The 25,683-nt window shown below is 58.2% G+C and carries 25 protein-coding genes and 5 tRNA genes; 21 read left to right on the top strand and 9 right to left on the bottom strand.

Annotated features, from left to right (window positions below; genetic code table 11):
* Nucleotides 1–92: 92 nt before the first annotated feature.
* Nucleotides 93–1,637 (top strand): nitric oxide reductase transcriptional regulator NorR, encoded by a 1,545-nt coding sequence (norR, locus tag CMQ96_RS13945; RefSeq protein WP_098066937.1) that lies wholly within the window; start codon nucleotides 93–95, stop codon nucleotides 1,635–1,637.
* On the opposite strand, the gene gutQ is transcribed toward norR, so the two are convergent.
* The 7 genes from gutQ to CMQ96_RS13980 form a co-directional block, all read right to left on the bottom strand.
* Nucleotides 1,600–2,565, bottom strand: a complete 966-nt coding sequence (gutQ, locus tag CMQ96_RS13950) for an arabinose-5-phosphate isomerase GutQ (RefSeq protein WP_098066938.1) — start codon at nucleotides 2,563–2,565, stop codon at nucleotides 1,600–1,602. The two genes, norR and gutQ, sit on opposite strands and share 38 nt — an antisense overlap.
* Entirely contained in the window at nucleotides 2,558–3,331 is a 774-nt protein-coding gene (locus CMQ96_RS13955) for a DNA-binding transcriptional repressor (protein ID WP_024358437.1), read from the bottom strand. Before CMQ96_RS13955 ends, gutQ begins: the two co-directional genes overlap by 8 nt.
* A 68-nt stretch (nucleotides 3,332–3,399) precedes the next feature.
* Entirely contained in the window at nucleotides 3,400–3,759 is a 360-nt protein-coding gene (gene gutM / locus CMQ96_RS13960) for a transcriptional regulator GutM (protein WP_024358436.1), read from the bottom strand.
* Between the two features lie 133 nt (nucleotides 3,760–3,892).
* The gene (gene srlD / locus CMQ96_RS13965) at nucleotides 3,893–4,672 is read right to left on the bottom strand and encodes a sorbitol-6-phosphate dehydrogenase (protein WP_004132228.1); all 780 of its coding nucleotides are present in this window, start codon (nucleotides 4,670–4,672) and stop codon (nucleotides 3,893–3,895) included.
* A gap of 17 nt (nucleotides 4,673–4,689) precedes the next feature.
* Nucleotides 4,690–5,052 (bottom strand): PTS glucitol/sorbitol transporter subunit IIA, encoded by a 363-nt coding sequence (gene srlB, locus CMQ96_RS13970; protein ID WP_004132227.1) that lies wholly within the window; start codon nucleotides 5,050–5,052, stop codon nucleotides 4,690–4,692.
* A gap of 13 nt (nucleotides 5,053–5,065) precedes the next feature.
* Nucleotides 5,066–6,043 carry a PTS glucitol/sorbitol transporter subunit IIB gene (locus CMQ96_RS13975; protein WP_004132226.1) on the bottom strand — a complete coding sequence of 326 codons (978 nt, stop codon included), beginning with the start codon at nucleotides 6,041–6,043 and terminating at the stop codon, nucleotides 5,066–5,068.
* Nucleotides 6,040–6,603: a PTS glucitol/sorbitol transporter subunit IIC gene (locus CMQ96_RS13980; RefSeq protein WP_098066939.1), complete on the bottom strand. Its 564-nt coding sequence runs from the start codon at nucleotides 6,601–6,603 to the stop codon at nucleotides 6,040–6,042. The genes CMQ96_RS13975 and CMQ96_RS13980 overlap by 4 nt, the downstream gene beginning before the upstream one ends.
* 262 nt (nucleotides 6,604–6,865) lie before the next feature.
* On the opposite strand from CMQ96_RS13980, the gene mltB reads away from it, so the two are divergent.
* The 20 genes from mltB to CMQ96_RS14090 all read left to right on the top strand — a co-directional run bounded on the left by mltB (nucleotide 6,866) and on the right by CMQ96_RS14090 (nucleotide 22,339).
* Complete coding sequence (gene mltB, locus CMQ96_RS13985; protein ID WP_098066940.1) at nucleotides 6,866–7,942, top strand: lytic murein transglycosylase B; 1,077 nt, start codon at nucleotides 6,866–6,868, stop codon at nucleotides 7,940–7,942.
* A gap of 203 nt (nucleotides 7,943–8,145) precedes the next feature.
* The gene (locus CMQ96_RS13995; RefSeq protein ID WP_176518988.1) at nucleotides 8,146–8,856 is read left to right on the top strand and encodes a metal ABC transporter ATP-binding protein; all 711 of its coding nucleotides are present in this window, start codon (nucleotides 8,146–8,148) and stop codon (nucleotides 8,854–8,856) included.
* Nucleotides 8,853–9,716, top strand: a complete 864-nt coding sequence (locus CMQ96_RS14000; RefSeq protein ID WP_024358432.1) for a metal ABC transporter permease — start codon at nucleotides 8,853–8,855, stop codon at nucleotides 9,714–9,716. Before CMQ96_RS13995 ends, CMQ96_RS14000 begins: the two co-directional genes overlap by 4 nt.
* 8 nt (nucleotides 9,717–9,724) lie before the next feature.
* Nucleotides 9,725–10,603, top strand: coding sequence for a metal ABC transporter substrate-binding protein (locus tag CMQ96_RS14005; protein ID WP_004132219.1), 879 nt, complete (start codon nucleotides 9,725–9,727; stop codon nucleotides 10,601–10,603).
* Between the two features lie 454 nt (nucleotides 10,604–11,057).
* Nucleotides 11,058–11,555, top strand: a complete 498-nt coding sequence (gene pncC, locus CMQ96_RS14015) for a nicotinamide-nucleotide amidase (RefSeq protein ID WP_049099726.1) — start codon at nucleotides 11,058–11,060, stop codon at nucleotides 11,553–11,555.
* Between the two features lie 80 nt (nucleotides 11,556–11,635).
* Complete coding sequence (gene recA, locus CMQ96_RS14020; RefSeq protein WP_024358430.1) at nucleotides 11,636–12,694, top strand: recombinase RecA; 1,059 nt, start codon at nucleotides 11,636–11,638, stop codon at nucleotides 12,692–12,694.
* A gap of 70 nt (nucleotides 12,695–12,764) precedes the next feature.
* The gene (recX, locus tag CMQ96_RS14025; RefSeq protein WP_024358429.1) at nucleotides 12,765–13,265 is read left to right on the top strand and encodes a recombination regulator RecX; all 501 of its coding nucleotides are present in this window, start codon (nucleotides 12,765–12,767) and stop codon (nucleotides 13,263–13,265) included.
* Between the two features lie 130 nt (nucleotides 13,266–13,395).
* On the top strand, nucleotides 13,396–16,023 hold the full coding sequence (alaS, locus tag CMQ96_RS14030; RefSeq protein WP_024358428.1) for an alanine--tRNA ligase: 2,628 nt from the start codon (nucleotides 13,396–13,398) through the stop codon (nucleotides 16,021–16,023).
* A gap of 238 nt (nucleotides 16,024–16,261) precedes the next feature.
* On the top strand, nucleotides 16,262–16,447 hold the full coding sequence (csrA, locus tag CMQ96_RS14035; protein ID WP_000906486.1) for a carbon storage regulator CsrA: 186 nt from the start codon (nucleotides 16,262–16,264) through the stop codon (nucleotides 16,445–16,447).
* A 323-nt stretch (nucleotides 16,448–16,770) separates the two neighbouring features.
* Nucleotides 16,771–16,863, top strand: a tRNA-Ser gene (locus CMQ96_RS14040).
* Nucleotides 16,864–16,867: 4 nt separating this feature from the next.
* Nucleotides 16,868–16,944: transfer RNA gene (locus tag CMQ96_RS14045), tRNA-Arg, on the top strand.
* A 60-nt stretch (nucleotides 16,945–17,004) separates the two neighbouring features.
* A tRNA-Arg gene (locus tag CMQ96_RS14050) sits at nucleotides 17,005–17,081 on the top strand.
* 16 nt (nucleotides 17,082–17,097) lie between these two features.
* Nucleotides 17,098–17,174: transfer RNA gene (locus CMQ96_RS14055), tRNA-Arg, on the top strand.
* A 192-nt stretch (nucleotides 17,175–17,366) separates the two neighbouring features.
* Nucleotides 17,367–17,443, top strand: a tRNA-Arg gene (locus CMQ96_RS14060).
* 333 nt (nucleotides 17,444–17,776) lie between these two features.
* The gene (locus tag CMQ96_RS14065) at nucleotides 17,777–18,091 is read left to right on the top strand and encodes a BON domain-containing protein (protein ID WP_024358427.1); all 315 of its coding nucleotides are present in this window, start codon (nucleotides 17,777–17,779) and stop codon (nucleotides 18,089–18,091) included.
* A gap of 127 nt (nucleotides 18,092–18,218) precedes the next feature.
* Nucleotides 18,219–18,785 (top strand): fructose-1-phosphate/6-phosphogluconate phosphatase, encoded by a 567-nt coding sequence (gene yqaB / locus CMQ96_RS14070; protein ID WP_004123996.1) that lies wholly within the window; start codon nucleotides 18,219–18,221, stop codon nucleotides 18,783–18,785.
* Nucleotides 18,782–19,210 (top strand): YqaA family protein, encoded by a 429-nt coding sequence (locus CMQ96_RS14075; protein ID WP_024358426.1) that lies wholly within the window; start codon nucleotides 18,782–18,784, stop codon nucleotides 19,208–19,210. Before yqaB ends, CMQ96_RS14075 begins: the two co-directional genes overlap by 4 nt.
* Nucleotides 19,211–19,276: 66 nt before the next feature.
* A complete protein-coding gene (gshA, locus tag CMQ96_RS14080; RefSeq protein ID WP_024358425.1) occupies nucleotides 19,277–20,833 on the top strand; it encodes a glutamate--cysteine ligase in 1,557 nt (518 codons plus the stop codon).
* A gap of 165 nt (nucleotides 20,834–20,998) precedes the next feature.
* Entirely contained in the window at nucleotides 20,999–21,514 is a 516-nt protein-coding gene (gene luxS, locus CMQ96_RS14085) for an S-ribosylhomocysteine lyase (protein ID WP_004104795.1), read from the top strand.
* Between the two features lie 57 nt (nucleotides 21,515–21,571).
* Nucleotides 21,572–22,339 carry a helix-turn-helix transcriptional regulator gene (locus tag CMQ96_RS14090; RefSeq protein WP_024358424.1) on the top strand — a complete coding sequence of 256 codons (768 nt, stop codon included), beginning with the start codon at nucleotides 21,572–21,574 and terminating at the stop codon, nucleotides 22,337–22,339.
* Here CMQ96_RS14090 and leuA read toward each other — a convergent pair.
* Together leuA and emrB are read right to left on the bottom strand one after the other, a co-directional pair.
* On the bottom strand, nucleotides 22,318–23,994 hold the full coding sequence (leuA, locus tag CMQ96_RS14095; protein WP_004132925.1) for a 2-isopropylmalate synthase: 1,677 nt from the start codon (nucleotides 23,992–23,994) through the stop codon (nucleotides 22,318–22,320). The two genes, CMQ96_RS14090 and leuA, sit on opposite strands and share 22 nt — an antisense overlap.
* A 144-nt stretch (nucleotides 23,995–24,138) precedes the next feature.
* Entirely contained in the window at nucleotides 24,139–25,677 is a 1,539-nt protein-coding gene (emrB, locus tag CMQ96_RS14100; protein WP_004123984.1) for a multidrug efflux MFS transporter permease subunit EmrB, read from the bottom strand.
* Nucleotides 25,678–25,683: the final 6 nt, after the last annotated feature.

The raw sequence follows: 25,683 nt of genomic DNA on the forward strand, positions 1-25,683 counted from the left end.
TTATTTTCCGATAAATCTGTTGATGTCAAAATGACAATGGTTAAAATAGTCGATATGACTATGTGGATTGTCAGAATGACTATGAGGCGACAATGAGTTTCTCCGTCGAGGCCCTGGCGAAAATCGCCATTGATTTACAAAGCGATCTCGGCCACGCCGACCGTTTTTCCCGGCTGATTACCACCCTGCGGCAGATACTCGGCTGCGATGCTTCGGCGCTGCTGCGTTACGAAGCGCACCAGTTTGTGCCGCTGGCGATTGATGGCCTGGCCCAGGACGTGCTTGGCCGGCGCTTTGCCCTTGAAGGCCACCCGCGGCTGGAGGCGATTGCCCGCGCGGGGGACGTGGTGCGCTTCCCGGCGGATAGCAGCCTGCCGGACCCTTACGATGGCCTGATCCCCGGTCAGGAGAGCCTGAAGGTGCACGCCTGCGTCGGCCTGCCGCTGTTTGCCGGGCAAACCCTGATCGGCGCGCTGACCCTCGACGGCATGGATGCGGACCGTTTTGACAGCTTCAGCGACGAGGAGCTGCGGCTGATTGCCGCCCTGGTGGCCGGGGCGCTCAATAACGCGCTGCTGATCGCCCGGCTGGAGAGCCAAAACGTGCTGCCGGAGCAGGCTATCGTGTATCCGCCAGCCGAACGTCAGGAGATCATTGGCCTGTCGGCGCCGATGCTGCAGCTGAAAAAAGAGATCGACATCGTCGCGGCGTCCGATCTGAACGTGCTGATCAGCGGCGAGACCGGCACCGGCAAAGAGCTGGTGGCGAAAGCGGTGCATCAGGGATCGCCGCGGGCGGCCAATCCGCTGGTGTACCTTAACTGCGCGGCCCTGCCGGAGAGCGTGGCGGAGAGCGAGCTGTTTGGTCACGTTAAAGGGGCGTTTACCGGGGCGATCAGCAACCGCAGCGGTAAATTTGAAATGGCGGACAACGGGACGCTGTTCCTCGATGAAATCGGCGAGCTGTCGCTGGCGCTGCAGGCCAAGCTGCTGCGGGTGCTGCAGTATGGCGATATTCAGCGCGTCGGCGACGATCGCAGTCTGCGGGTTGATGTGCGGGTGCTGGCGGCCACCAACCGCGACCTGCGTCAGGAGGTGGTGGAGGGGCGTTTTCGCGCCGATCTGTATCATCGTCTGAGCGTGTTTCCGCTATCGGTTCCGGCGCTGCGCGAGCGGGAAAATGACGTGGTGCTGCTGGCCGGCTATTTCTGCGAACAGTGCCGTTTGCGCATGGGGCTGGCGCAGGTGATTTTAAGCGAGGCGACGCGGGCCAGACTGCTGGCCTGGCCGTGGCCGGGCAACGTGCGCGAGCTGGAGCACGCGATTCATCGGGCGGTGGTGCTGGCGCGGGCGACGCAGGCGGGTAATGACATCGTGCTGGAGCCGCGGCATTTTCAGCTGGCCGGGGAAGTGCCGGCCTTGCCGGGCGTCAGCCCGCAGCCGGCGGCGGAAGCGGTGAGCCTGCGCGAGGCGACGGAGGCGTTCCAGCGCGAAGCGATAGCCAGCGCGCTGGCGGCTAACGGCCGCAGCTGGGCTGCCGCCGCCCGCGCGCTGGGGCTCGATGTCGCCAACCTGCACCGGCTGGCGAAGCGTCTGGGCCTTAAAGGATCCCGGCCTGATAAAAGTTCTGCAGGTTAATCGCGCCGACCAGCTGGCCGTTTTCATCCACTACCGGAGCGGCGCTGATTTTGTGCTTCATCAGGCGTTCTTTGGCTTCTATCGCGCGGCTTTCCGCCTGCAGGGTGACGCCGTTGCGGGTCATCGCCTGGCTGACGATATCCTGCAGGCTGCCGCCGCCCACCAGCCAGCGGCGCAGGTCGCCGTCGGTAAACACGCCCTGCACGTGATTTTGCTCATCGCAGACCGCCACCAGCCCCAGGCCGGTGCGGCTGAGTTCGAGCATCGCGTCCATCACGCTGGTGTCGACGTCTACGCGCGGCACGTCGCCGTCACGGCGCATCAGATGGTGAACCTTGTTCAGCAGCCGCGCGCCCAGCGCCCCAGCCGGGTGCGAACGGGCAAAATCTTCTTCGTTAAAGCCGCGGGCCTGCATCACCGCCATCGCCAGCGCGTCGCCGAGCATCAGGGTATTGACGGTGCTGGAGGTTGGGGCGAGGTGCATCGGGCAGGCTTCGCGTTCCACCGCGATATCGAGCACCGCTTTCGCCGCCAGCGCCAGCGGCGACGTGGATTTACCGGTCATCGCCAGCAGCGGAATCGACTTTTCCTCCAGGCGCGGGACGATAAGATCCAGCTCTTTGGCGCTGCCGGAGTAGGAGATAAACAGCATCACGTCGCGGCTGTCGAGCATCCCGAGATCGCCGTGCAGCGCTTCCGCCGGGTGGACGAAAAATGCCGGGGTGCCGGTACTGGCGAAGGTGGCGGCCAGCTTTTTACCAATATGGCCCGATTTGCCGATACCGGAGACCACCAGTTTGCCCTCGCAGTGGATGATGGTTTCCGCCGCGCGGATGAAGTCGTCGCCCAGGCGTTCAGGCAGGCGGCTCGCCTCCTGAAGCTCCAGCATTAGGGTCTGGCGTCCGGCTTCTAACAGAAAGTTACTCATGATGTTCTCCAGTAATGATGACTTCGATGCCTTTGTCTTCCAGCGCCCGCTTAAATTCCGGGCTGATATCGGCATCGGTAATCAGTTTGTCCACGCTCTCGAGGCCGCAGACGATATTGGGACTTTTACGGCCAAACTTTGACGAGTCGGCCATCAGGATAACTTCGCGGGCGGCATTGCACATCGCTTTGCTGACCGTATAAACCTCATTAAAGGTGGTGACGCCGGCGATTAAATCAATCCCGTCGGTGCCCATAAACAGGCGGTCGAAGCTGAATTGTTCGAAGGCGTTTTCCGCCAGCTGGCCGTGAAAAGAGGCCGATTTCTTGCGGAATGTGCCGCCCGGCATCAGGATGGTTTGCTCATTATCCAGTTCGGAGAGGGCGTTGACGATATGCAGGCTGTTGGTCATCACGGTGATGTTGTTGAAGCGGCTGAGCATCGGCACCATTTGCAGTACGGTGCTGCCGGCATCAAGAATGATCGAGTCGCCATCGTGAATAAAGCTGACCGCGGCTTCGGCAATCCGCTCTTTTTTATGGGTGTTGATCAGCGTTTTGTGGTCGATGGGCGGGTCGGCCTCGTCTTTATTTAACACCACGCCGCCGTAGGTGCGGATAACGGTACCGGCATTCTCAAGGATCACCAGATCCTTACGGATGGTCGTGCCGGTGGTGTCGAAGTGTTGCGCCAGCTCTTCGACCGAGCATTTGCCCTGCGATTGCAGGTGCTCGAGAATGGCTGCCTGGCGCTGACGTGGTTTCATAGGCGTTGTATCCTGCGTTTAAAGTTTCGAAATGATAATTTCGCAAGATATTAACGTTCACAACGAAATTATCCATGTTTCGGATTAAGCGCTAATGATAGTGCATTCTGACAGAGCGGATCATTGGGAAAGATCACATCAGGCTGCAATTCCTTAAGATGTTTGCCGTGGAGAGCGGGGATTTTTCGCGGCCTGGCGAAGACGGTGAGGCCTTTCATTAACAGCGTATCGCGGATGCGGTCGTCTTCGTCAACGGCGATGGCGACGACGGCCCGCGGCTTGAACCGCCCCGAGGAGCGGCCCACGCCGACGCGGCCCTGCTGGCACAGCCGATCGAACGCGCGATTGAACTGGCGGATTTGCCAGCCGCCAAAGGCAAGCTGGGTTATCCAGGCGATGGCGGCGACGGTGATGAGCGCGGTAACCATAAAATCTCCTTAAAGTGTGGGAAAATTCCCCCGGAGGCGGCGCGTTGCGCCTGTCCGGGCTACCAGAAAGCCGCATAATCGGTAGCCCGGACAGATGCGCAGCATCGCCTCCGGGAAAACAGTGCGCAACGTTTTAAAACATCACCTGCCCGCCGGTGACGTTAATGGACTGGCCGGTGCAGTAGGAAGCCTGCGGGCTGGCGTAAAACATCAACACGTTAAGTACGTCCTGGTAATCGCAGCCGCGCTTCAGCGGGACTTTGTCGATGTAATACTGCTCGACCTGCTCCTCCGGGATCCCCAGCTTGGTGGCGTACTGCGGCAGCAGAGACTGGAACATCGGCGACTTCAGCAGGTTGCCGAGCATCAGGGAGTGCACGGTAATCCCGTACTCCGCGAGGTCCAGCGCCAGCGACTGCGTCAGCCCCACGCCGCCGAACTTTGCCGCGCTATAGCCGGAGTTATGCTTGCTGCCCACTTTGCCGGATTTAGAGTTGATCTGAATGATGCGACCTTTAATGCCGTCGCGGATCATCAGGCGGGAAAACTCGCGGGCGCAAAGGAAGTAGCCCACCAGATTCACCTGCAGCGAGCGGTCGAAATCCCCCAGCGCGAAATCGCTGATAAACGCCGCTTTAGCGATCCCGGCGCTATAGACCAGCAGGTCGACGCGGGAAAAAATGTCGTCCACCCCGCGGGCGAGGGCGACGACGCTGGCTTCGCTGGTGGCGTCCGCGCCGAAGCCCCACGCCGTTCCTTCGCCATATTCCGCGTTAATCGACTGTGCGACGCGGGTCGCTTTATCGCTCTGAATATCGACCACCGCCACGCGATAGCCTTCTGCAGCAAGCCCGCGACACAGAAACTCCCCTAAGGTTTGTCCCCCACCAATGACAACAGCAACCTGATTCATACTTTTCTCCTTACAGCTTAAGCAACAAATTTCAGTACGCAGCCGGCGGCGATGCCTTCCGGCACCGGGCCCGCCACGTGTACGGTTCCGGGGAATTCCGCTTCGCGGTGACCGTCAAAGCGCAGCGTGATATGGCCCAGCTCGCGCAGGTTCTGCTCGGCGACGTCGCCGACGGCGGTGACCGGGTAGCGCAGCTCGCCAAGCTGGAGCTCAGCGCCCGGCACCAGCGCGCCGGAGAGCTCGCCGTGGTTGTGAATAAAGCAGTACTCTTCGATATCGGCCGGGGCGCCTTCGCGGAAGGTGATCAGCATCTGCTCGTCCAGCGCCATCGCCGCGCTGGCGCCGATATGGGTAATGGTGGTCTGGTAAATCACGGTCATCTTCAGGCACCTCTTATTGGTAAATAAATCCGGAAACGAACCAGGCGATCAGCACCGTTGGCGCGCCGGTCAGGAAGCGGCTCACCAGAACCGACGGTACGCCGACGCGCACGGTGTCCTGGCGCGCTTCCGCCAGCGACAGGCCAACCGGGATAAAATCGCAGGCGGCCTGGGCGTTGATGGCGAACAGCGCGGGCAGGGCGAGATGCGGCGGAATATTGCCAAGGCCAATCTGCACGCCAATCAGCACGCCGATAACCTGGGCGATGACCGCGCCGGGGCCGAGAAACGGCGACAGCAGCGGGAAGGAGCAGATCAGCGCCAGGGTGACGAGGCCCAGCGGATGGCTGGCGAGCGGCGCCAGACCGTGGGCAATCCAGTCGCCGATGCCGGAGGCCATGATGATGCCGATCAGCGCCGAGACGAAGGCCATAAACGGCAGAATGGTTTTTAGCACCGTATCGATGGTGTCGCGCCCGGCCTGGAACAGCACCGCCACGACGGAGCCCATTCCCATACCAACTTTGGCCAGCAGGCCGTCGCTCTGCTCGGTGATCTTTTTGCTGGTGTCATAGTCGCGGGCCGCCGGCTGGGCAGGCGCGGCCTGCGGGGCCGGGGAGTGCCCCTCTTCCAGGGCGAAAATGTTTTCCTCTTTGACGCCGGAAACGTAAATGTCTTCGACGATATACTGCGCCAGCGGACCCGATTTGCCGGTCGCGTGGATATTAATGGTCGGGATGCGGCGCTTCGGGTAGATACCGCAGCGCAGGGTGCCGCCGCAGTCGATAATCGCCACGCCGATTTCCGCTTCCGGCGGCTCGCCCTCTTTGAAGCCATCGACCGCCTGCCAGCCGGTGAGGCGGGCAATTTTATCGACGATCGCCGGGCGGGTGCCCGCGGTGATATAGACAATCTTTTTATCGGCAACGGCGTCGAGTTCGAGCGGGCCGCCCCAGCCGCCGGCGCCTTTTTCAATGCGAATACGGGTCATGATGTCGCTCCTGACAGATGCACTTTCTGCTCAAGCTGGATGGCCATTTTTTTCTCAAAAATCGACGTGGTCAGGTCGGTCACCCAGCCGCGGAAGAAGTTCGTCAGCAGGCCCACCAGCAGATAGCTCACCGCCAGCGGCCCTAACGGCAGACCGAGGGTGGTGAGTCCATTGGCGATCCCCAGATAGACGAACAGTTCGCCGGGGTTGATGTGCGGAAACAGGCCGTTCATTGAGTGGCAGCTGTAGGAGGCCGCCGCGTAGTAGCTCGGTTTGTATTTCTCGGGCATAAAGCGCCCAAGGCTCAGGGTCATCGGGTTACAGAAAACGAAGGTGCCGATGCAGGGCAGCAGCAGGTAGCGGGAGATCGGATTACCGGCGCAGCGTTGCGCCAGCTTTTCGATCCGCTGCTGACCAATAAAGTTGATCAGCGCGTTCATGATCACCAGCAGACTGATCAGCAAAGGCAGGATCCCGGTGACCATACCGGTGAACACCTCGCCTCCCTTCTGAAACAGGCCGATAAACCATTCGGCGCCGTGGGTAACGACTTCAATCATTGTTCTCTCCTTCAGCGTGTTATTTTTCTTGCTAACTGGCAGCTGATTTTAATCATTTTAAAAGGTTTGAAATTGTTATGTTGATCGCAAAATGAAAGATAAATATTTTATTTTGAAAGATTGTGACTGAAATGAGCGAAGGATCCGGCGGGGTGGGAGGAAAAAGAGCGATAAAAAAGAATTTACATTGCCGCCGCTTCCTTGTGAGCGGGCGCATGCTTTACCATAATTACCCCTTGCCGATTTGTTAAATGGATGTCCCATGTTGAAGCGTCGTTCCCTGGCTTTACTCCCCCTGTGCGTTCTCCTCGCTGCCTGCAGCAGCAAACCTCAAACTTCTGCTGAAAAGGAAATGGCGGGCGGCACGGGCGGTTTTTTACTCGAGCCGCAGCATAATGTGATGGAGATGAGCGGCGATTTCGCCAATAACCCGGCGGCGGAACAGTTCATTGATAAAATGGTGAGCAAGCACGGCTTCGACCGACAGCAGTTGCATCAAATCCTCTCCCAGGCCAAACGCCTGGATTACGTGCTGCGTCTGATGGACCGTCAGGCGCCCACCGGGCTGCCGCCGTCAGGGCCAAACGGCGCCTGGCTGCGCTACAAAAAGCAGTTTATTACCCCGGATAACGTGCAGAACGGCGTGGCGTTCTGGAACCAGTATCAGGATGCGCTCAACCGCGCGTACCAGGTATACGGCGTGCCGCCGGAGATTATCGTCGGGATTATTGGCGTCGAGACCCGCTGGGGCCGGGTGATGGGGAAAACCCGCATCCTTGATGCGCTGGCGACGCTGTCGTTTAACTATCCGCGCCGCGCCGAGTACTTCTCCAGCGAGCTGGAAACGTTCCTGCTGATGGCCCGCAGCGAACAGGACGACCCGCTCGATCTGAAAGGCTCCTTCGCCGGCGCGATGGGCTACGGTCAGTTTATGCCCTCTTCTTATAAGCAGTACGCCGTGGACTTTAACGGCGACGGGCATATCAACCTGTGGGATCCGGTCGATGCGATCGGCAGCGTGGCGAACTACTTCAAGCAGCACGGCTGGGTGAGCGGCGATCTCGTGGCGGTACAAGCGCTAGGCCAGGCGCCTGGGCTGAACAATGGGTTCAAAACCAAATACAGCGTCTCGCAGCTGGCGGCGGCAGGACTTACCCCGACTCAGCCGCTGGGTAACCATCAGCAGGCGAGCCTGCTGCGTCTGGACGTCGGCACTGGCTACCAGTACTGGTACGGCCTGCCGAACTTCTACACCATTACCCGCTATAACCACAGCACCCATTACGCGATGGCCGTCTGGCAGCTGGGTCTGGCGGTTTCTCAGGCCCGCATGCAGTAATCCCGCCTTCTGCGCTCCTCTCCGTCCGGAGAGGAGCCTGTAACATTTTGCAGCATTTCCTTTTGTTGACGCCAATTTACATTTCGCGCCTTTTTTAATATTGTTATGTTATAACGTTTTGTTGAGGCGTAAACATTGACTTCCTTATTGATGACTTCAGGCATCGCCCGTCTGGGGATGGCCTGCGTGCTGCTGGCCGCTCTGTGGCTGGCAACCTGGTGGGCGGTATCGCTGCCATGATTGAGCTCGATCACCTGGTGGCGGGCTATGAGGGCCTGGCGATTACGCCGTCGCTTAGCGGCACGCTTGCAACGGGGAGTATGACCGCTATCGTCGGCCTGAACGGCTGCGGGAAATCGACGCTGTTAAAGACGCTGGCCGGGTTTATTCCGCCGGTCAGCGGCCGCCTGAACTGGCGCGAGGGACGGCCGGTTATCGGCTGGCTGGCGCAGCGGCACGCGCTGGAGTCGCAGTTTCCGCTCACGGTGCAGGATGTCGTCAGCCAGGGCGCCTGGCCGCGCGTATCGCTGCTGCGTGGGCTCGGCGGAGAGGTGCGTCAGCGCATCGTCGCAGCCATAGAGCGGGTGGGGCTGTTAACGCTGGCGAAAACGCCGATTGAGGAGCTCTCCGGCGGCCAGTTTCAGCGCATGCTCTTCGCGCGGGTGATGGTGCAGCGCGCGCCGCTGGTGATGCTCGACGAACCGTTTACCGGCATCGATGAAGCCACCTGCCGCGAGCTGATGGCGCTGATCCTGGAAATGTATCAGCAGGGGCAGACGATTCTGGCGGTGCTGCACGATAACCAGCGGGTCGCCGACTATTTCCCGGAAACGATGCTGCTGACGCCGCAGCGCGCCCGCTGGGGCAGTACGCCTGATGTGCTTCCCGCCTTTCACGGCGTGAGGCTGGCATGATCTGGCATACGTTCATTCAGCCCTTTATCGAATTTGGCTTTATGCGCCGCGCGCTGCTGGTGTGCCTGGCGTTGTCCCTGAGCACCACCATGCTCGGCGTCTTCTTACTTTTACGCCGCATGAGCCTGATGGGCGATGCGCTCTCGCATGCAATTTTGCCCGGCGTGGCCGCGGGCTATCTGCTCAACGGGATGTCGCTGCTGGCGATGACCGTCGGCGGTTTTATCGCCGGCATCGCGGTCGCGCTGGTGGCGGGGTGGGTCAGCCGACGCACGCCTTTAAAAGAGGATGCCAGCTTTGCCGGATTTTATCTCGGCTCCCTGGCGCTGGGCGTCACGCTGGTCTCGCTGCGCGGCTCTAACGTCGACCTGCTGCATCTGCTGTTCGGCTCGATTCTGGCGGTGGACAGCGATTCGGCGGTGTTTGTGAGCGGCGTCGCCAGCCTGACGCTGATCGGCATTGCCCTGTTTTATCGCGGCCTGGTCAGCGAAGCCTTCGACAGCGTCTGGCTTCAGGTAAACGCGCGAAGATTGCCTGCGCTGCTGCACGGCCTGTTTCTCGCCCTGCTGGTGCTCAATCTGGTGGCCGGGTTTCAGGTGCTCGGCACGCTGATGGCGGTGGGGGTCATGATGCTGCCCGCGGTCGCGGCTCGCTGCTGGGCGCGGACGCTGCCGGGCATTCTGCTGCTGGCGGCGCTCATCGGCGGCTTTTGCGCATGGATGGGGCTGAGCCTGTCGTGGGCGGCAAACCTGCCAGCCGGGCCCGCTATTGTGCTGACCGCCAGCGGTATCTTTTTTATATCGGTGTTTTTTGGCACGCGCAGCCGGCTGGTTGTCGGCTGGCGTAAATTAATGGGGTAAGGAACATGATGAAACGTACCGGGATATGGCTGGCGCTGGCGTTGGGTCTGGCATCGCACGGGGTGATGGCGAAAACGCTAAACGTGGTGAGTAGTTTTTCCGTATTAGGCGATATGGCGCAGCAGATTGGCGGCGAACATGTGCATGTAGATACGCTGGTGGGGCCGGACGGCGACCCGCACACCTTTGAACCCTCGCCGAAAGACAGCGCGCTGCTGAGCAAAGCCGATGTGGTGGTGGTGAACGGCCTGGGACTGGAAGGCTGGCTGGACAGGCTGATTAAGGCATCGGGGTTTAAAGGCGAGCTGGTGGTGGCTTCCGGCGGCGTAAAAACCCATACGCTGGAAGAAGATGGCGCAACGGTAACCGATCCGCACGCGTGGAACAGCGCCGCGAACGGTGCGCTGTATGCGCAGAATATCCTCAACGGCCTGGTGAAAGCCGACCCGGAGGATAAGTCGGCGCTGGAGGCCTCCGGTCAGCGCTATATCAGCCAGCTCAATGAGATCGATCGCTGGGCAAAAGATCGGTTCAGCGCCATTCCGCAGGCAAAGCGTAAGGTGCTGACCAGCCATGACGCGTTCGGCTATTTTGGCCGCGCTTATGGCGTGACCTTCCTCGCGCCGCAGGGATTGTCTTCGGAAAGTGAAGCCAGCGCGGCGCAGGTGGCGGCCTTAATCAAGCAAATTAAAGCCGACGATGTGCATACCTGGTTTATGGAAAATCAGCTTGATCCAAGACTGGTTAAACAGATTGCCAGCGCAACGGGCGCGCAGCCGGGAGGAGAGCTCTACCCTGAAGCGCTCTCTAAACCGGGCGGCGTGGCGGACAGCTACGTGAAAATGCTGCGCCACAACGTGGAGCTGATTGCGGCGAGTATGAAATAAATGAAGCCGGCCCGCCGCGGGCCGGTTAACTGACCTTATTATTCTGCAAGTATCTGTTTGAATTTTTTTTAATTAATGTCAATCCACAGACAATACAGCTCACCCCCAGCAGGATCTGTACGCCTTGGTACAGCGAGTTAAATGAGCGGGTAAACATAGGCAGTAGCGCGGTAAACAGTGACACGACGCCGCAGACAAACAGACGCAGGCGTATTCACGTTCTGCTCGGAGGTCATCGCTGCTTTAGCCATTCCTGGTAACCTCGTATTTCACTCTTCCTTATACGTGCGATGAATTGTATACCGGCGCCCCCTGGCGGCTATCCGAAAATACGCCGTCGGGCGCGGTCGATGTTTTTCGGAAGCCGACTCGTAAATTCGTTACCTCATCCCCATATCTCTGCTGAAAGTGCTATCTTTGATGGCCTGGTTGTACAGCTTACGTGGGGCGACGAATGACAGATTCCGAATTAATGCAGCTGAGCGAGCAGGTGGGGCAGGCGCTGAAAGCGCGCGGCGCGACGGTGACCACGGCGGAGTCCTGCACCGGCGGCTGGGTCGCCAAAACCCTTACCGATATCGCCGGTAGTTCGGCATGGTTTGAGCGCGGTTTTGTGACCTACAGCAATGAAGCGAAATCGCAGATGATTGGCGTCAGCGAAGCGACGCTGCTTGAGCATGGCGCGGTGAGTGAACCGGTGGTCGTGGAGATGGCGGTTGGCGCCCTGCGCGCGGCCCGCGCGGACTATGCGATTTCGGTCAGCGGCATTGCCGGACCGGATGGCGGCAGCGCGGAAAAGCCGGTGGGAACCGTCTGGTTTGGCGTCGCCAGCGCCAGCGGACAGGGCGTGACCCGGCGCGAATGCTTCGCCGGAGACCGCGAGTCGGTACGCCGCCAGGCCACGGCCTATGCGCTAAATCTCCTCTGGCAACAATTTCTACAAAATACTTGATACTGTATGACTATACAGTATAATTGCTTCAACAGAACAGAATTCACTACCCGGTTACACCCGGCATGAGAGGAGTAATAATGGCTATCGACGAAAACAAACAGAAAGCGTTGGCGGCAGCACTGGGCCAGATCGAAAAACAATTCGGTAAAGGCTCCATCATGCGCCTGGGTGAAGACCGTTCCATGGATGTGGAAACTATCTCCACCGGCTCGCTTTCCCTTGATATCGCCCTGGGCGCAGGCGGCCTGCCGATGGGCCGTATCGTCGAGATCTACGGGCCTGAATCTTCCGGTAAAACCACGCTGACGCTGCAGGTTATCGCCGCCGCGCAGCGCGAAGGTAAAACCTGTGCGTTTATCGATGCGGAACACGCGCTGGACCCGGTTTACGCACGCAAGCTGGGCGTCGATATCGACAACCTGCTGTGCTCCCAGCCGGATACCGGCGAACAGGCTCTGGAAATCTGTGACGCGCTGGCGCGTTCCGGCGCGGTAGACGTTATCGTCGTCGACTCCGTTGCGGCGCTGACGCCGAAAGCGGAAATCGAAGGCGAAATCGGCGACTCTCATATGGGCCTCGCGGCGCGTATGATGAGCCAGGCGATGCGTAAACTGGCGGGCAACCTGAAGCAGTCCAACACGCTGCTGATCTTCATCAACCAGATTCGTATGAAAATTGGCGTGATGTTCGGTAACCCGGAAACCACCACCGGCGGTAACGCGCTGAAGTTCTACGCCTCCGTGCGTCTGGACATCCGTCGTATCGGCGCGGTGAAAGAGGGCGACAACGTCGTCGGCAGCGAAACCCGCGTTAAAGTGGTGAAAAACAAAATCGCCGCGCCGTTTAAACAGGCTGAATTCCAGATCCTCTACGGTGAAGGTATTAACTTCTACGGCGAGCTGGTCGATCTCGGCGTGAAAGAGAAGCTGATCGAGAAAGCCGGCGCCTGGTACAGCTACAACGGCGATAAAATTGGTCAGGGTAAAGCGAACGCCATCTCCTGGCTGAAAGAGAACCCGGCAGCGGCAAAAGAGATTGAGAAGAAAGTTCGTGAACTGCTGCTGAGCAATCAGGATGCCACGCCGGACTTCGCGGTTGATGGCAACAGCGAAGCGGAAACCGAACAGGATTTCTGATATCGTCTGAACAGACTAACAAGGGGCCGCTTACGCGGCCCTTTTGCTTTTTTGATTAGCGAGGCTGCCCGTGACTGAAACTTCATCCCGCCGCTCTGACTACGCCAGGCTGCTGGATCGCGCGATTCGCATTCTGGCAATGCGCGACCACAGCGAACAGGAGCTAAGGCGCAAACTGGCCGCGCCGGTTATGAGTAAAAACGGCCCGGAAGCGTTAAACGTGACGCCGGAAGAGGTCGATAACGTCGTTGAATGGTGTATTGAGAACCGCTATCTGGACGACGAACGCTTTGTTCGTCAGTTTATTGCCAGCCGCAGCCGCAAGGGATACGGCCCGGCGCGCGTCCGCCAGGAGCTAAAGCAGAAGGGGATTTCCCGCGAGACGATAGAGGCAGCCATGCGCGAGTGCGAAATCGACTGGGCGCAGCTTGCCAAAGAGCAGGCGCAGCGAAAATATGGCGAACCCCTGCCCACCGTATTTGCCGAAAAAGTCAAAATTCAGCGCTTTTTGCTCTATCGCGGTTATCTGATGGAAGATATTCAGGAAATCTGGCGAAATTTTGCAGATTGACCCATCCGGGATTTTACTTCCCCGTGAAGAAAACTTATCTTATTCCCACTTTATTTTCGTGAGTAGCCTGCCGGTCAATACTGGGTAGTGGCTGCCAGCGACATTTCGTTAGCTTGATTTCAGGATAATTATGAGCAAGAGCACCGCTGAGATCCGTCAGGCGTTTCTCGACTTTTTCCATAGTAAAGGACATCAGGTAGTTGCGAGCAGCTCCCTGGTGCCGCATAACGACCCGACCCTGCTGTTTACCAACGCCGGGATGAACCAGTTCAAGGATGTCTTCCTTGGTCTCGACAAACGTAATTATTCGCGCGCGACCACCGCGCAGCGTTGCGTTCGTGCGGGTGGTAAACACAACGATCTGGAAAACGTCGGCTACACCGCGCGTCACCACACCTTCTTTGAAATGCTGGGCAACTTTAGCTTCGGCGATTATTTCAAACAGGACGCCATCAAATACGCATGGGAACTGCTGACCGGTGAAAGCTGGTTCGCCCTGCCGAAAGAAAAACTGTGGGTGACCGTTTACGAAACCGACGATGAAGCGTTCGATATCTGGGCAAATGAAGTTGGCGTACCGCGCGAGCGTATTATCCGCATCGGCGACAACAAAGGCGCGCCGTTTGCTTCCGATAACTTCTGGCAGATGGGCGACACCGGGCCGTGCGGCCCCTGCACCGAAATCTTCTTCGACCATGGCGACCATATCTGGGGCGGCCCTCCGGGAACGCCGGAAGAAGACGGCGATCGCTATATTGAGATCTGGAATATCGTCTTCATGCAGTTCAACCGTCAGGCTGACGGAACCATGGAGCCGCTGCCGAAGCCGTCCGTAGATACCGGTATGGGCCTCGAGCGTATTGCCGCCGTGCTGCAGCACGTCAACTCCAACTACGATATCGATCTGTTCCGCGATCTGATTAAGAGCGTGGCGAAGGTTACCGGCGCGACCGATCTCTCTAACAAGTCGCTGCGCGTTATCGCTGACCACATTCGTTCCTGCGCGTTCCTGATAGCCGATGGCGTTATCCCGTCGAATGAAAACCGCGGCTACGTGCTGCGCCGCATCATTCGCCGCGCAATTCGCCATGGCAATATGCTGGGCGCGAAGGAGACCTTCTTCTGGAAACTGGTTGCCCCGCTGATTGACGTGATGGGTTCCGCCGGCGAAGAGCTGAAACAGCAGCAGGCTCAGGTTGAGCAGGTGCTGAAGACCGAAGAAGAGCAGTTTGCCCGTACTCTGGAGCGCGGACTGGCGCTGCTGGATGAAGAGCTGGCTAAACTGCAGGGCGACACGCTGGACGGCGAAACCGCTTTCCGCCTGTACGATACCTACGGCTTCCCGGTTGACCTGACCGCGGACGTTTGCCGCGAGCGCAACATCAAAGTTGATGAAGCGGGTTTTGAAGCGGCAATGGAAGAGCAGCGCCGTCGCGCGCGCGAATCCAGCGGCTTTGGCGCGGACTACAATGCGATGATCCGCGTCGACGGCGTCTCTGAGTTTAAGGGCTATGACAGCCTGGAACTGAACGGCAAAGTCACCGCGCTGTTTATCGATGGCAAAGCGGTTGATGCGGTTAACGCGGGCCAGGAAGCGGTGGTCATTCTCGATCAGACGCCGTTCTACGCGGAATCTGGCGGCCAGGTGGGCGACAAAGGCGAACTTAAGGGCGCCGGTTTCTCCTTCCAGGTCAACGACGCGCAGAAATACGGTCAGGCCATTGGTCATATCGGTAAAGTCACCGGCGGCTCGCTGAAAGTCGGCGACGCCGTGCAGGCCGATGTTGATGAGGCTCGCCGTCAGCGTATCCGCCTCAACCACTCCGCAACGCACCTGATGCACGCGGCGCTGCGCCAGGTTCTTGGTACGCACGTTGCGCAGAAGGGTTCTCTGGTTAACGACAAAGCGCTGCGCTTTGACTTCTCGCATTTTGAAGCGATGAAGCCGGAGGAGATCCGCGCGGTAGAAGATCTGGTGAACGCGCAAATTCGCCGCAACCTGCCGATCGAAACCAATATCATGGATATTGACGCTGCGCGTGAATCCGGCGCGATGGCGCTGTTTGGCGAGAAGTATGACGATCGCGTTCGCGTGCTGAGCATGGGTGATTTCTCCACCGAGCTGTGCGGCGGTACGCACGCCTCGCGCACCGGTGATATCGGCCTGTTCCGCATTACCTCTGAATCCGGCACCGCCGCGGGCGTGCGCCGTATCGAAGCGGTCACCGGCGAAGGTGCGATGGCGATGCTGCATGCGCAAAGCGATCAGCTGAGCGATATCGCGCAGCTGCTGAAAGGGGACACCCACAGCCTCGGCGACAAAGTACGTGCCGCGTTAGAACGCAGCCGTCAGCTGGAAAAAGAGCTGCAGCAGTTGAAAGAGCAGGCTGCTGTGCAGGAGAGCGCAAATCTCTCCAGCAAAGCGGAAGAGATTAACGGCGTTAAGCTGCTGGTCAGCGAACTGGCTGGCGTTGAGCCGAAAATGCTGCGTACTATGGTTGACGATCTGAAAAATCAGCTGGGTTCAACGGTTGTTGTGTTGGCCACGGTCGCAGAGGGTAAGGTTTCTCTGATTGCAGGTGTGTCTAAGGATGTGACAGACCGCGTGAAGGCAGGGGAACTGATTGGTATGGTCGCCCAGCAGGTGGGCGGTAAAGGGGGCGGTCGTCCGGATATGGCGCAAGCCGGCGGTACCGATGCGTCTGCTCTCCCTGCTGCGTTGGCCAGTGTGAAAGGCTGGGTAAGCGCAAAACTGTAATAACTATAATTGCATAGATGCTGTGATTCTCGGATTACAGCATCTTGCGCGAGAAGCACTGATAACGATAAAGTCGGGTTGAAGTTGTGTATATCGGCTAAACTTAGGTTTAACAGAATGTGATGCCGTGACTGCTTACACCGTAGGGTGTTTGTCATCGCTTACTTTTTGGCGTTATATGATGGATAATGCCGGGATACGAGAGACCCGACTCTTTTAATCTTTCAAGGAGCAAAGAATGCTGATTCTGACTCGTCGAGTTGGTGAGACCCTCATGATTGGAGATGAGGTCACTGTGACAGTTTTAGGGGTGAAGGGTAACCAGGTACGTATTGGCGTTAATGCCCCTAAAGAAGTCTCCGTGCATCGTGAAGAGATCTACCAGCGTATCCAGGCTGAAAAATCCCAGCAGTCCAGTTACTAAGGTTTTCGCGCCTCGCTATTCGGTGAGGCGCCTCCTTCCATCCCCCGTTTTTGCCACTTTTCCTCTCCGATAGCCCCTCTTTTTTGTCTCTTTCTCCGCGTCCGCGACAATTATCTTTTGCGTTAGCAGCGGCGTAATCGCCAATTTCTTGTTGATAAAATACTCTTTTTGCCGTTTTCACAGGCTAATTGCGCGGGAAGTGTGCAAACGAAAAAAAGGTCTCGAAAAAAGGTTTGACTTATAAGTACCAGAAAGTAATATGTGCGCCATCGCAGCGACGAAGAGCAGAAACAAGTTCTTCGAAGCACTCGTAAGAGGCGTGTGGTGAGGTGGCCGAGAGGCTGAAGGCGCTCCCCTGCTAAGGGAGTATGCGGTCAAAAGCTGCATCCGGGGTTCGAATCCCCGCCTCACCGCCATTTTGCATCCGTAGCTCAGCTGGATAGAGTACTCGGCTACGAACCGAGCGGTCGGAGGTTCGAATCCTCCCGGATGCACCATCTTACTTGATACGGCTTTAGCAGCAGTATCAAAATCTGCAGTAAAGTAAGTTTCCCGATGCATCCGTAGCTCAGCTGGATAGAGTACTCGGCTACGAACCGAGCGGTCGGAGGTTCGAATCCTCCCGGATGCACCATTAGCAGTTCCCTGATGCATCCGTAGCTCAGCTGGATAGAGTACTCGGCTACGAACCGAGCGGTCGGAGGTTCGAATCCTCCCGGATGCACCATATTCTCCGAGATAGCAGCCACGCTGTTGTTTCATGGTCTGCGAGATAATCGCCAGCACCAGGGAGGATAACGTTGCTTTAGCAACGGCCCGAAGGGCGAGCCGGGCGAGTCATCCTCCCGGATGCACCATCTCTTACTTGATACGGCTTTAGTAGCGGTATCAATATCGGCAGTAAAGCAAGTTTCCCGATGCATCCGTAGCTCAGCTGGATAGAGTACTCGGCTACGAACCGAGCGGTCGGAGGTTCGAATCCTCCCGGATGCACCATATTCTCCGAGATAGCAGCCACGCTGTTGTTTCATGGTCTGCGAGATAATCGCCAGCACCAGGGAGGATAACGTTGCTTCAGCAACGGCCCGAAGGGCGAACCGAGTGAGTCATCCTCCCGGATGCACCATCTCCTCCGAGATAGCAGCCACGCTGTTGTTTCATGGTCTGCGAGATAATCTCCAGCCACTCTCTTTGTCTCAAAACCTCTTAAACGCAATAATTCACCTTGTCCTTCAGCACTTTTTTCATTGGCAACTCCCTCTTTCCACTATAATTTATTCCTGTTAACCGACCTGATCCTGGGTGGGATAAGTGCAAGGAGAGAAATCCATGAAATGGTTCAAAGCAATATCTGCGTGTTGCGCGACGCTTCTGGTCGCCGCCACGCTTGCGGGCTGCGCAGGTTCATCCACAAAGGAAAGTACCGGTGGGTATATTGACGATACTGTCGTGACCACCAAAGTCAAAACCGCGCTCTTCAATGACAAAGAGATTAAGTCTTCGGAAATTAGCGTCCAGACCTTTAAAGGTCGTGTACAGCTCAGCGGCTTTGTCTCATCCGTCGATAGCGCTAAACGAGCGGTAGAAGTGACGCGAAAAGTGCAGGGCGTTCGTATGGTTGAGAACGATTTAAGAATCAAATAAACGCACCACACTGCATCTGTATCAACAAGGGCGCCATCGAGCGCCCTTGTTGCATCTACCGCTGGCAGCGACAAAGCAGACCTTTTGCGTTACAGTAACTCCTCCTTAACCGGTTGGTGAGAAGACGATGTACGAACGTTACGCAGGACTGATTTTTGATATGGATGGCACGATCCTCGATACCGAGCCGACGCATCGTAAGGCATGGAACGAGGTTCTGGGACGTTACGGTATGCGTTTTGATATGCAGGCCATGGTCGCGCTTAACGGTTCTCCTACCTGGCGGATCGCTCAGGCCATTATCGAATTAAATCAGGCTGATTTAGATCCTCACTCTCTGGCGCAGGAAAAAACGGACGCCGTGAAAGCGATGCTGCTTGATAGCGTCCGCCCCTTACCGCTGATTGAGGTGGTTAAGGAGTGGCACGGTCGTCGTCCGATGTCGGTCGGTACCGGCAGCGAGAGCGCCGTTGCTGAAGCGCTGCTGGCCCATCTGGGCCTGCGTCACTACTTCTCGGCGGTAGTTGCCGCCGATCATGTCGCCAACCATAAACCCGCGCCTGATACTTTCTTACTCTGCGCTGAGCGCATGGGCGTTGCGGCGGAGAAATGCGTGGTCTTTGAAGATGCGGACTTTGGTCTGCAGGCGGCGAAGCGCGCCGGAATGGATGCCGTGGACGTGCGGTTGCTGTGAGCGACTCGCTGTCGCTGATATCGCTGTTTGCCAGCAGCTTTTTGAGCGCCACGCTGCTTCCCGGCAATTCGGAAGTGGTGTTGATTGCCATGCTGCTGGCGGGGGCTAGCCAGCCCTGGTTACTGGTTTTAATAGCAATAATCGGTAATAGCCTTGGAGGGGTAACTAACGTTATTCTGGGGCGCCTGTTTCCGCTGCGCAAAACATCGCGCTGGCAGGAGAAGGCGTCCGGCTGGCTGAGGCGCTACGGCGCGGCCGCGCTATTATTAAGCTGGGCGCCTGTTATAGGCGATTTGCTGTGTTTACTGGCGGGATGGATGCGTATTTCCTGGGGACCAGTGCTCTTTTTTTTATGCCTTGGCAAAGCAATACGCTATATCGTCGTTGCGGCGATAACGCTTCAGGGCATGACGTGGTGGCACTAATTGGACTGATTGTTCAACCATTACAATTATGCTAATTCAAACGATTTCGACAGGCGGGAGGTCAAATTGATCCCGGACGTATCACAGGCGCTGGCCTGGCTGGAAAAAAATCCGCAGGCGCTGCAGGGTATTCAACGTGGTCTTGAGCGCGAAACGCTGCGCGTCAATGCTGACGGCACGCTGGCCACTACCGGTCATCCGCAGGCACTGGGTTCAGCGCTGACTCATAAATGGATTACCACCGATTTTGCCGAAGCTTTGCTGGAATTTATTACGCCGGTTGATGGCGATATCCAGCATATGCTCACCTTTATGCGCGATGTTCATCGCTATACCGCACGTCATATTGGCGACGAGCGGATGTGGCCGCTGAGCATGCCTTGCTATATCGCGCCCGGCCAGGATATTGAACTGGCGCAGTACGGTACCTCTAATATCGGCCGCCTGAAAACGCTGTATCGCGAAGGGCTGAAAAATCGCTACGGCGCGCTGATGCAAACCATCTCCGGCGTGCACTATAACTTCTCGCTGCCGATGGCTTTCTGGCAGGCTAAGTGCGGCGTTGAGGATGCCGAAAGCGGTAAAGAAGCGATCTCAGCGGGCTATTTCCGCTCCATTCGCAACTACTACCGTTTTGGTTGGGTGATTCCATACCTGTTCGGCGCTTCCCCGGCGATCTGCTCGTCGTTCCTGCAGGGCAAACCGACGTCGCTGCCTTTTCAGGAAGCCAGCAACGGCATGTACTACCTGCCTTACGCGACCTCGTTGCGTCTGAGCGATCTGGGCTATACCAATAAATCGCAAAGCAATCTCGGAATTACGTTTAACGATCTCTACGAGTATGTGGCAGGATTGAAGCGGGCGATTAAAACGCCTTCCGAAGAGTATGAAAATATCGGGCTGGAGAAAGACGGGAAGCGTCTGCAAATCAACAGCAACGTGCTGCAGATCGAAAACGAGCTGTACGCGCCGATTCGCCCGAAACGCGTGACCCGCAGCGGCGAAACGCCTTCCGACGCGCTGCTGCGCGGCGGTATTGAATACATTGAAGTGCGCTCCCTGGATATCAATCCGTTCTCACCGATTGGCGTTGACGAGCAGCAGGTGCGTTTCCTCGATCTGTTTATGGTCTGGTGCGTGCTGGCCGATGCGCCGGAGATGAGCAGCGACGAGCTGCTGTGCACGCGCACCAACTGGAATCGGGTGATTCTGGAAGGCCGTAAGCCGGGCCTGACGCTCGGTATTGGCTGCGAAACCGCGCAGTTCCCGCTGGCCCAGGTCGGCAAAGATCTGTTCCGCGATTTACGCCGCGTGGCGCAGACCCTGGATAGCATCCACGGATGTCAGGCCTATCAGCAGGTCTGCGATGAGCTGGTCGCCTGCTTCGACAATCCGGAATTAACCTTCTCGGCGCGCATTCTGCGTTCTATGCTTGAAGAGGGGATTGGCGGTACCGGCAGAGAACTGGCCGATCGCTATCGGACGATGCTGCGCGAAGAGCCGCTGGAAATTTTAAGCGAGGCGGATTTTGTTGCCGAGCGTGAAGCATCGCTACAGCGTCAGAAGAAGGTGGAAGCGGCGGATAGCGAGCCGTTTGAAGCGCTGCTGGCAAGGCACGCGTAGCTTTACGCGCCGTAAAAAAGAAAACGGCCACATCACTGTGGCCAAACTTTCATCTCTGATTCAGGGATGATGATGATAATAAATGCGCGTCTTTCATATACTCAGACTCGCTGCCTCAAAAAGAGTTCATTTTATTTTTAAAAAAATCACTATCGGAGGTGAAGAATGCCGTTGTTAGATAGTTTCACAGTCGACCATACCCGAATGGAAGCGCCTGCGGTGCGTGTCGCGAAGAAAATGAACACGCCTCACGGCGATGAAATCACCGTTTTCGATCTGCGATTCTGCGTGCCAAACCAGGAAGTGATGCCGGAAAGAGGCATTCATACCCTTGAGCACCTGTTTGCCGGCTTCATGCGCGATCACCTGAACGGCAATGGTGTGGAAATTATCGACATCTCTCCGATGGGCTGCCGCACCGGGTTCTATATGAGCCTGATCGGTACGCCGGACGAGCAGCGCGTCGCGGATGCCTGGAAAGCGGCGATGGCCGACGTGCTGAAGGTGAAAGATCAGAACCAGATCCCGGAGCTGAACGTTTACCAGTGCGGAACCTACACCATGCACTCGCTGGAAGAAGCTCAGGAAATCGCTCGCCATATCATCGAGCGCGATGTCCGCGTCAATAGCAACGATGAGCTGGCGCTGCCGAAAGAAAAACTGCAAGAACTGCACATCTAGTGCTTCTGCCACGGCCCGGCGAACCCCGTCGGGCCGCTATTCCCTGACGCCGCGGCGATGTCGACGACTTTAACCTTCAATTTTCAACACCGTTCGCTGGTGCCTTTTGCCCATGATTACGCCCATGGCGATAGCGAACCCTGGCATCAGCACGATTGCGCCCAGCTGCTGCATATTCTCAGCGGCGTGGTGCGGGTGGAAACTGCGCATGGCTACTGGGTCGTGCCGCCGGGGCGAGGCGTCTGGCTGCCCGCCGGTACCCCGCATACCCTACGGGTTACCGGCGCTGCGGCTGCGCGAACCCTGTTTATCGATCCTCTCGCGCGCGCCGATCTTCCCGCTGCCTGCCAGATAGTGCAGGTGACTCCGCTGCTGCGTGAACTGATCGTCGCGTCGCTGACGCTGGCGGAATCCTACGCGCCGGGCAGCCGCGATGAACGCATTTACGAACTGATCCTCGATGAAATTCGCGGCATGGCGGTGCTGCCGTTTGGCCTGCCGGAGCCGCAAAGCGAAGCGCTGCGCCGTTTATGCCAGAAGGTAAGAGAAGCGCCCGGCGACTCGTGGAGCAGCGCCGTGGCGGCGAAAGAGAGCAGCATGAGCGAGCGCACGCTGAATCGTCATTTTCAGCAGCAGACCACGCTCACCTGGAGTGAATGGGTGCGCCGGGCGAAGCTGATGGAAGCGCTGGTTCGCCTGGCGCAGGGGCAGTCGGTACTGCGGGTGGCGCTGGATCTCGGCTACGGTAGCCACAGCGCTTTTAGCGCTATGTTTCGCCGGGTAACAGGCGTCGCCCCCAGCGACTACTTCCGTTCGCCGGAGTAATGGCCTGCGCTCATCGCATTGCACAGCGCCTGCAGCGAGGCGCGCGCCACGTCGTTATCAATTCCCACCCCCCAGCGGCTGTCGCCATTCGGGAAGACGCAGCGAATATAGGCGACTGAACGGCTGTCGCTACGTTCGCCGAGGGTATGCTCGTGATAATCCTTAATCACGATGTTTTGCTTTAACAGGCCGCTCAGCCCGCTGGCGGCTGCGGACAGCAGGCCGTTGCCGCGGCTCTGCAAACGTCGCGTTTCGCCGGCGATGCGCAGGGAAGCCTGCAGAGAAAGCTGGCCGTCCTGCTGGCTATCGCTTTGGTAATCCAGCAGCGCCAGCGGCGGCTGGGGGACCAGCCCGTAGCGTGCGCGAAACAGTTGCCACAGCGCGTTGTGGGTCATCTCCTTACCATGCGTATCGGTTTCGCGCTGGACGTGCAGGCTAAAATCCTGCTGCAGCGCGCGCGGCAGCTTCAGGCCATGATTCTGTTCAATCAGCCACGCGCTGCCGCTTTTGCCGGACTGGCTGTTAACGCGGATCACCGCCTCGTAGCTACAGCCGATATCCTGCGGGTCGATAGGCAGGTAGGGCATTTCCCAGCGATCGCCGGGCCGGCGGGCGTCGAACCCTTTTTTGATCGCATCCTGATGCGAGCCGGAAAAGGCGGTATAGGCCAGGCTTCCCGCCCACGGGTGGCGCGGATGAACCGGGATCTGGTTGCAGCTTTCGACGATTTCGACCACCCGGTTCATCTCAGCGAACCTGAGCCGGGGATCGACGCCCTGGCTGTAGAGATTCATCGCCAGCGTCACCAGACAGACGTTACCGGTGCGCTCGCCGTTGCCGAACAGGCAGCCTTCGACGCGGTCGGCGCCGGCCATCACCGCCAGCTCCGCGCTGGCGACGCCGGTTCCCCGGTCGTTATGCGGATGAACGCTAATGCACACATCGGCGCGGCGCGAGAAGTGACGACAAAAATACTCAATTTGATCGGCATAAACGTTAGGCGTGTTCACTTCCACCGTCGCGGGCAGGTTGATAATCATCGGCCGTTCGGCGCAGGGCTGCCAGATTTCCGCCACCGCTTCGCAAATCTCCAGCGCGAATTCCGGCTCGGTAAAACAAAAAGTTTCCGGAGAGTACTCGTATTGCCAGCGGGTCTGCGGCTGCTGTTCGCACCGTTGGCGGATAAGCCGGGTAGCGCGGGTCGCCAGCTCGACGACCTGCGCTTTGTTCATTCCAAAAACCCGCTCGCGGAACAGCGGAGCGGTGGCGTTATAGAGGTGAACGGTGGCGCGGTGGGCGTCGCGCAGCGATTCGAAGGTCCTGAGGATTAAATCTTCCCGCGCCTGGGTCAGCACCTGAATCGTCACGTCCTGCGGGATGCGCCGTTCTTCAATAAGTTGACGCACAAAGTTGAAATCGGTTTGCGAAGCCGAAGGAAAGGCCACCTCGATCTCTTTAAATCCGCACTCTAGCAGCAAGTCCCAGAACTGCAGTTTGCGCGCGCTGTCCATCGGCTCGGCCAGCGCCTGGTTGCCGTCGCGCAGGTCGGTGGAGAGCCAGCGCGGGGCGCGGGTAATTTGCTGCTCCGGCCAGCGGCGGTCGGGCAGGGCAATCGGCGGATAGGGACGGTATTTTTCACCAGGTTGAGTCAGCATGATTTTCTCCTTCTAAGCGAGTCTTTATCGTGCATGACAAGGCGAAAAGGCATCTCCAGCGAACTGGACATAAACTAGCGCAAACTGGACAACCTGCGCGGCGGCCATAAAAAAAGGGATCCGCAGATCCCTTCAGGTCAAACCTTAGTGCGCGCCGCCACCGCCGCCGCCGGCGCTGAACGGCGGTCTGGCAAACCACACCAGCCCGAGCAGAAGGATAAATATCGCCGCCGAGAACCAGAAAATTTCGTTGGCGGAGATAATCAGCCCCTGGTTGGTTATCTGCTGCGCGATCCAGCCGGACGCCTGCTGCTGCGTCATCCCTAATCCCTGCAGCTGGTCGTACATCTGCTGGGCGTTGGGATTATACGGCGTCACCGACTCGGTAAGCTGAGCATGGTGCAGCGCCTCGCGGTTCGTCCACATGGTGGTGGTAATCGAGGTGCCGATGGAGCCCGCCAGGGTACGCGTAAAGTTCGACAGGCTCGATGCCGCCGCCAGCCTTTCCGGCGGCAGGCCGGAAAGCGTAATGGTCGTCAGCGGCATAAAGAAGCAGGCCACCGCGAAGCCCTGGATAAACTGCGGCCACGCCGAGGCGCCGAAGTCCATACCCGGTTCGAAGGTCCACGCGCGCCAGTAAAAACAGACCGCGTACATGATAAAGCTGAAGGTGACCAGCCGACGCATATCCAGCTTATGCGCGAAGCGGCCGATAATCGGCGACAGGATAACCGGGATCACCCCGACCGGCGCCGAGGCCAGACCGGCCCAGGTGGCGGTATAGCCGTATACCTCCTGCAATAGCTGCGGCAACAGCACGATAGCGCCAAAGTAGAGCATATAGGCGAGGCTGATACACAGGCAGCCGATGGTGAAGTTTCGCGACTTAAAGAGCGACAGGTCGACTATCGGGTTGTCGTCGGTTAGCTCCCAGACGATAAGGAAGCTTATCGCCACCACTGCGACAATGGTCAGGATGATGATCTCGTTCGAGGCGAACCAGTCCAGCTCTTTACCCCGGTCGAGCATCACCTGCAGGCTGCCGATACCGATGATCAGCAGCGCCAGGCCGACGCCGTCGATCCGCCGCTGCTCGGTGCGGGTTTCGCGGTTGCGCAGGGTCTGTAGCGTCATCACCACCACGGCGATACCAATCGGCACGTTGATAAAGAAGATCCAGCCCCAGTGGTAGTTGTCGCTGATATAGCCGCCGAGGATAGGGCCGCAAATCGGCGCGACGATCACCGTCATTGACCACAGCGCCAGCGCGATAGAGCGCTTGGCGGGCGGGTAGTTGCTGAGCAGCAGACTTTGCGACAGCGGGATCAGCGGACCGGCGACGATCCCCTGAATCACGCGGAAGAAAATCAGCATCGTCAGGCTGTTTGACATGCCGCAGGCCCAGGAGGCGATGGCGAACGCCACCGTCGACCAGAGGAACAGCTTCACTTCGCCAACGCGCTTTGCCAGCCAGCCGGTAATCGGAATGGAGATAGCGTTCGCTACCCCAAACGAGGTGATAACCCAGGTGCCCTGGCTCAACGATGAGCCAAGGTTACCGGCGATGGTGGGGATGGCCACGTTGGCGATGGTGGAGTCCAGCACCTGCATAAAGGTCGCGAGCGACAGCGCAATGGTCATAATGACCAGCTGCGCGCCTTCCAGCGGTTTTTGCTGTTGCATTACGCT

It is taken from the genome of Klebsiella sp. MBT K-1 (assembly GCF_002556465.1).
In the GTDB taxonomy this organism is placed as follows: domain Bacteria; phylum Pseudomonadota; class Gammaproteobacteria; order Enterobacterales; family Enterobacteriaceae; genus Klebsiella; species Klebsiella grimontii.

Bases quoted from the DNA above. Each gene is read 5' to 3' on its own strand.
- norR (WP_098066937.1), top strand. From the start codon at position 93: ATGAGTTTCTCCGTCGAGGCCCTGGCGAAAATCGCCATTGATTTACAA.
- gutQ (WP_098066938.1), bottom strand. From the start codon at position 2,565: ATGAGTAACTTTCTGTTAGAAGCCGGACGCCAGACCCTAATGCTGGAG.
- CMQ96_RS13955 (WP_024358437.1), bottom strand. From the start codon at position 3,331: ATGAAACCACGTCAGCGCCAGGCAGCCATTCTCGAGCACCTGCAATCG.
- gutM (WP_024358436.1), bottom strand. From the start codon at position 3,759: ATGGTTACCGCGCTCATCACCGTCGCCGCCATCGCCTGGATAACCCAG.
- srlD (WP_004132228.1), bottom strand. From the start codon at position 4,672: ATGAATCAGGTTGCTGTTGTCATTGGTGGGGGACAAACCTTAGGGGAG.
- srlB (WP_004132227.1), bottom strand. From the start codon at position 5,052: ATGACCGTGATTTACCAGACCACCATTACCCATATCGGCGCCAGCGCG.
- CMQ96_RS13975 (WP_004132226.1), bottom strand. From the start codon at position 6,043: ATGACCCGTATTCGCATTGAAAAAGGCGCCGGCGGCTGGGGCGGCCCG.
- CMQ96_RS13980 (WP_098066939.1), bottom strand. From the start codon at position 6,603: ATGATTGAAGTCGTTACCCACGGCGCCGAATGGTTTATCGGCCTGTTT.
- mltB (WP_098066940.1), top strand. From the start codon at position 6,866: ATGTTGAAGCGTCGTTCCCTGGCTTTACTCCCCCTGTGCGTTCTCCTC.
- CMQ96_RS14000 (WP_024358432.1), top strand. From the start codon at position 8,853: ATGATCTGGCATACGTTCATTCAGCCCTTTATCGAATTTGGCTTTATG.
- CMQ96_RS14005 (WP_004132219.1), top strand. From the start codon at position 9,725: ATGAAACGTACCGGGATATGGCTGGCGCTGGCGTTGGGTCTGGCATCG.
- pncC (WP_049099726.1), top strand. From the start codon at position 11,058: ATGACAGATTCCGAATTAATGCAGCTGAGCGAGCAGGTGGGGCAGGCG.
- recA (WP_024358430.1), top strand. From the start codon at position 11,636: ATGGCTATCGACGAAAACAAACAGAAAGCGTTGGCGGCAGCACTGGGC.
- alaS (WP_024358428.1), top strand. From the start codon at position 13,396: ATGAGCAAGAGCACCGCTGAGATCCGTCAGGCGTTTCTCGACTTTTTC.
- csrA (WP_000906486.1), top strand. From the start codon at position 16,262: ATGCTGATTCTGACTCGTCGAGTTGGTGAGACCCTCATGATTGGAGAT.
- CMQ96_RS14065 (WP_024358427.1), top strand. From the start codon at position 17,777: ATGAAATGGTTCAAAGCAATATCTGCGTGTTGCGCGACGCTTCTGGTC.
- yqaB (WP_004123996.1), top strand. From the start codon at position 18,219: ATGTACGAACGTTACGCAGGACTGATTTTTGATATGGATGGCACGATC.
- luxS (WP_004104795.1), top strand. From the start codon at position 20,999: ATGCCGTTGTTAGATAGTTTCACAGTCGACCATACCCGAATGGAAGCG.
- CMQ96_RS14090 (WP_024358424.1), top strand. From the start codon at position 21,572: ATGTCGACGACTTTAACCTTCAATTTTCAACACCGTTCGCTGGTGCCT.
- leuA (WP_004132925.1), bottom strand. From the start codon at position 23,994: ATGCTGACTCAACCTGGTGAAAAATACCGTCCCTATCCGCCGATTGCC.
- emrB (WP_004123984.1), bottom strand. From the start codon at position 25,677: ATGCAACAGCAAAAACCGCTGGAAGGCGCGCAGCTGGTCATTATGACC.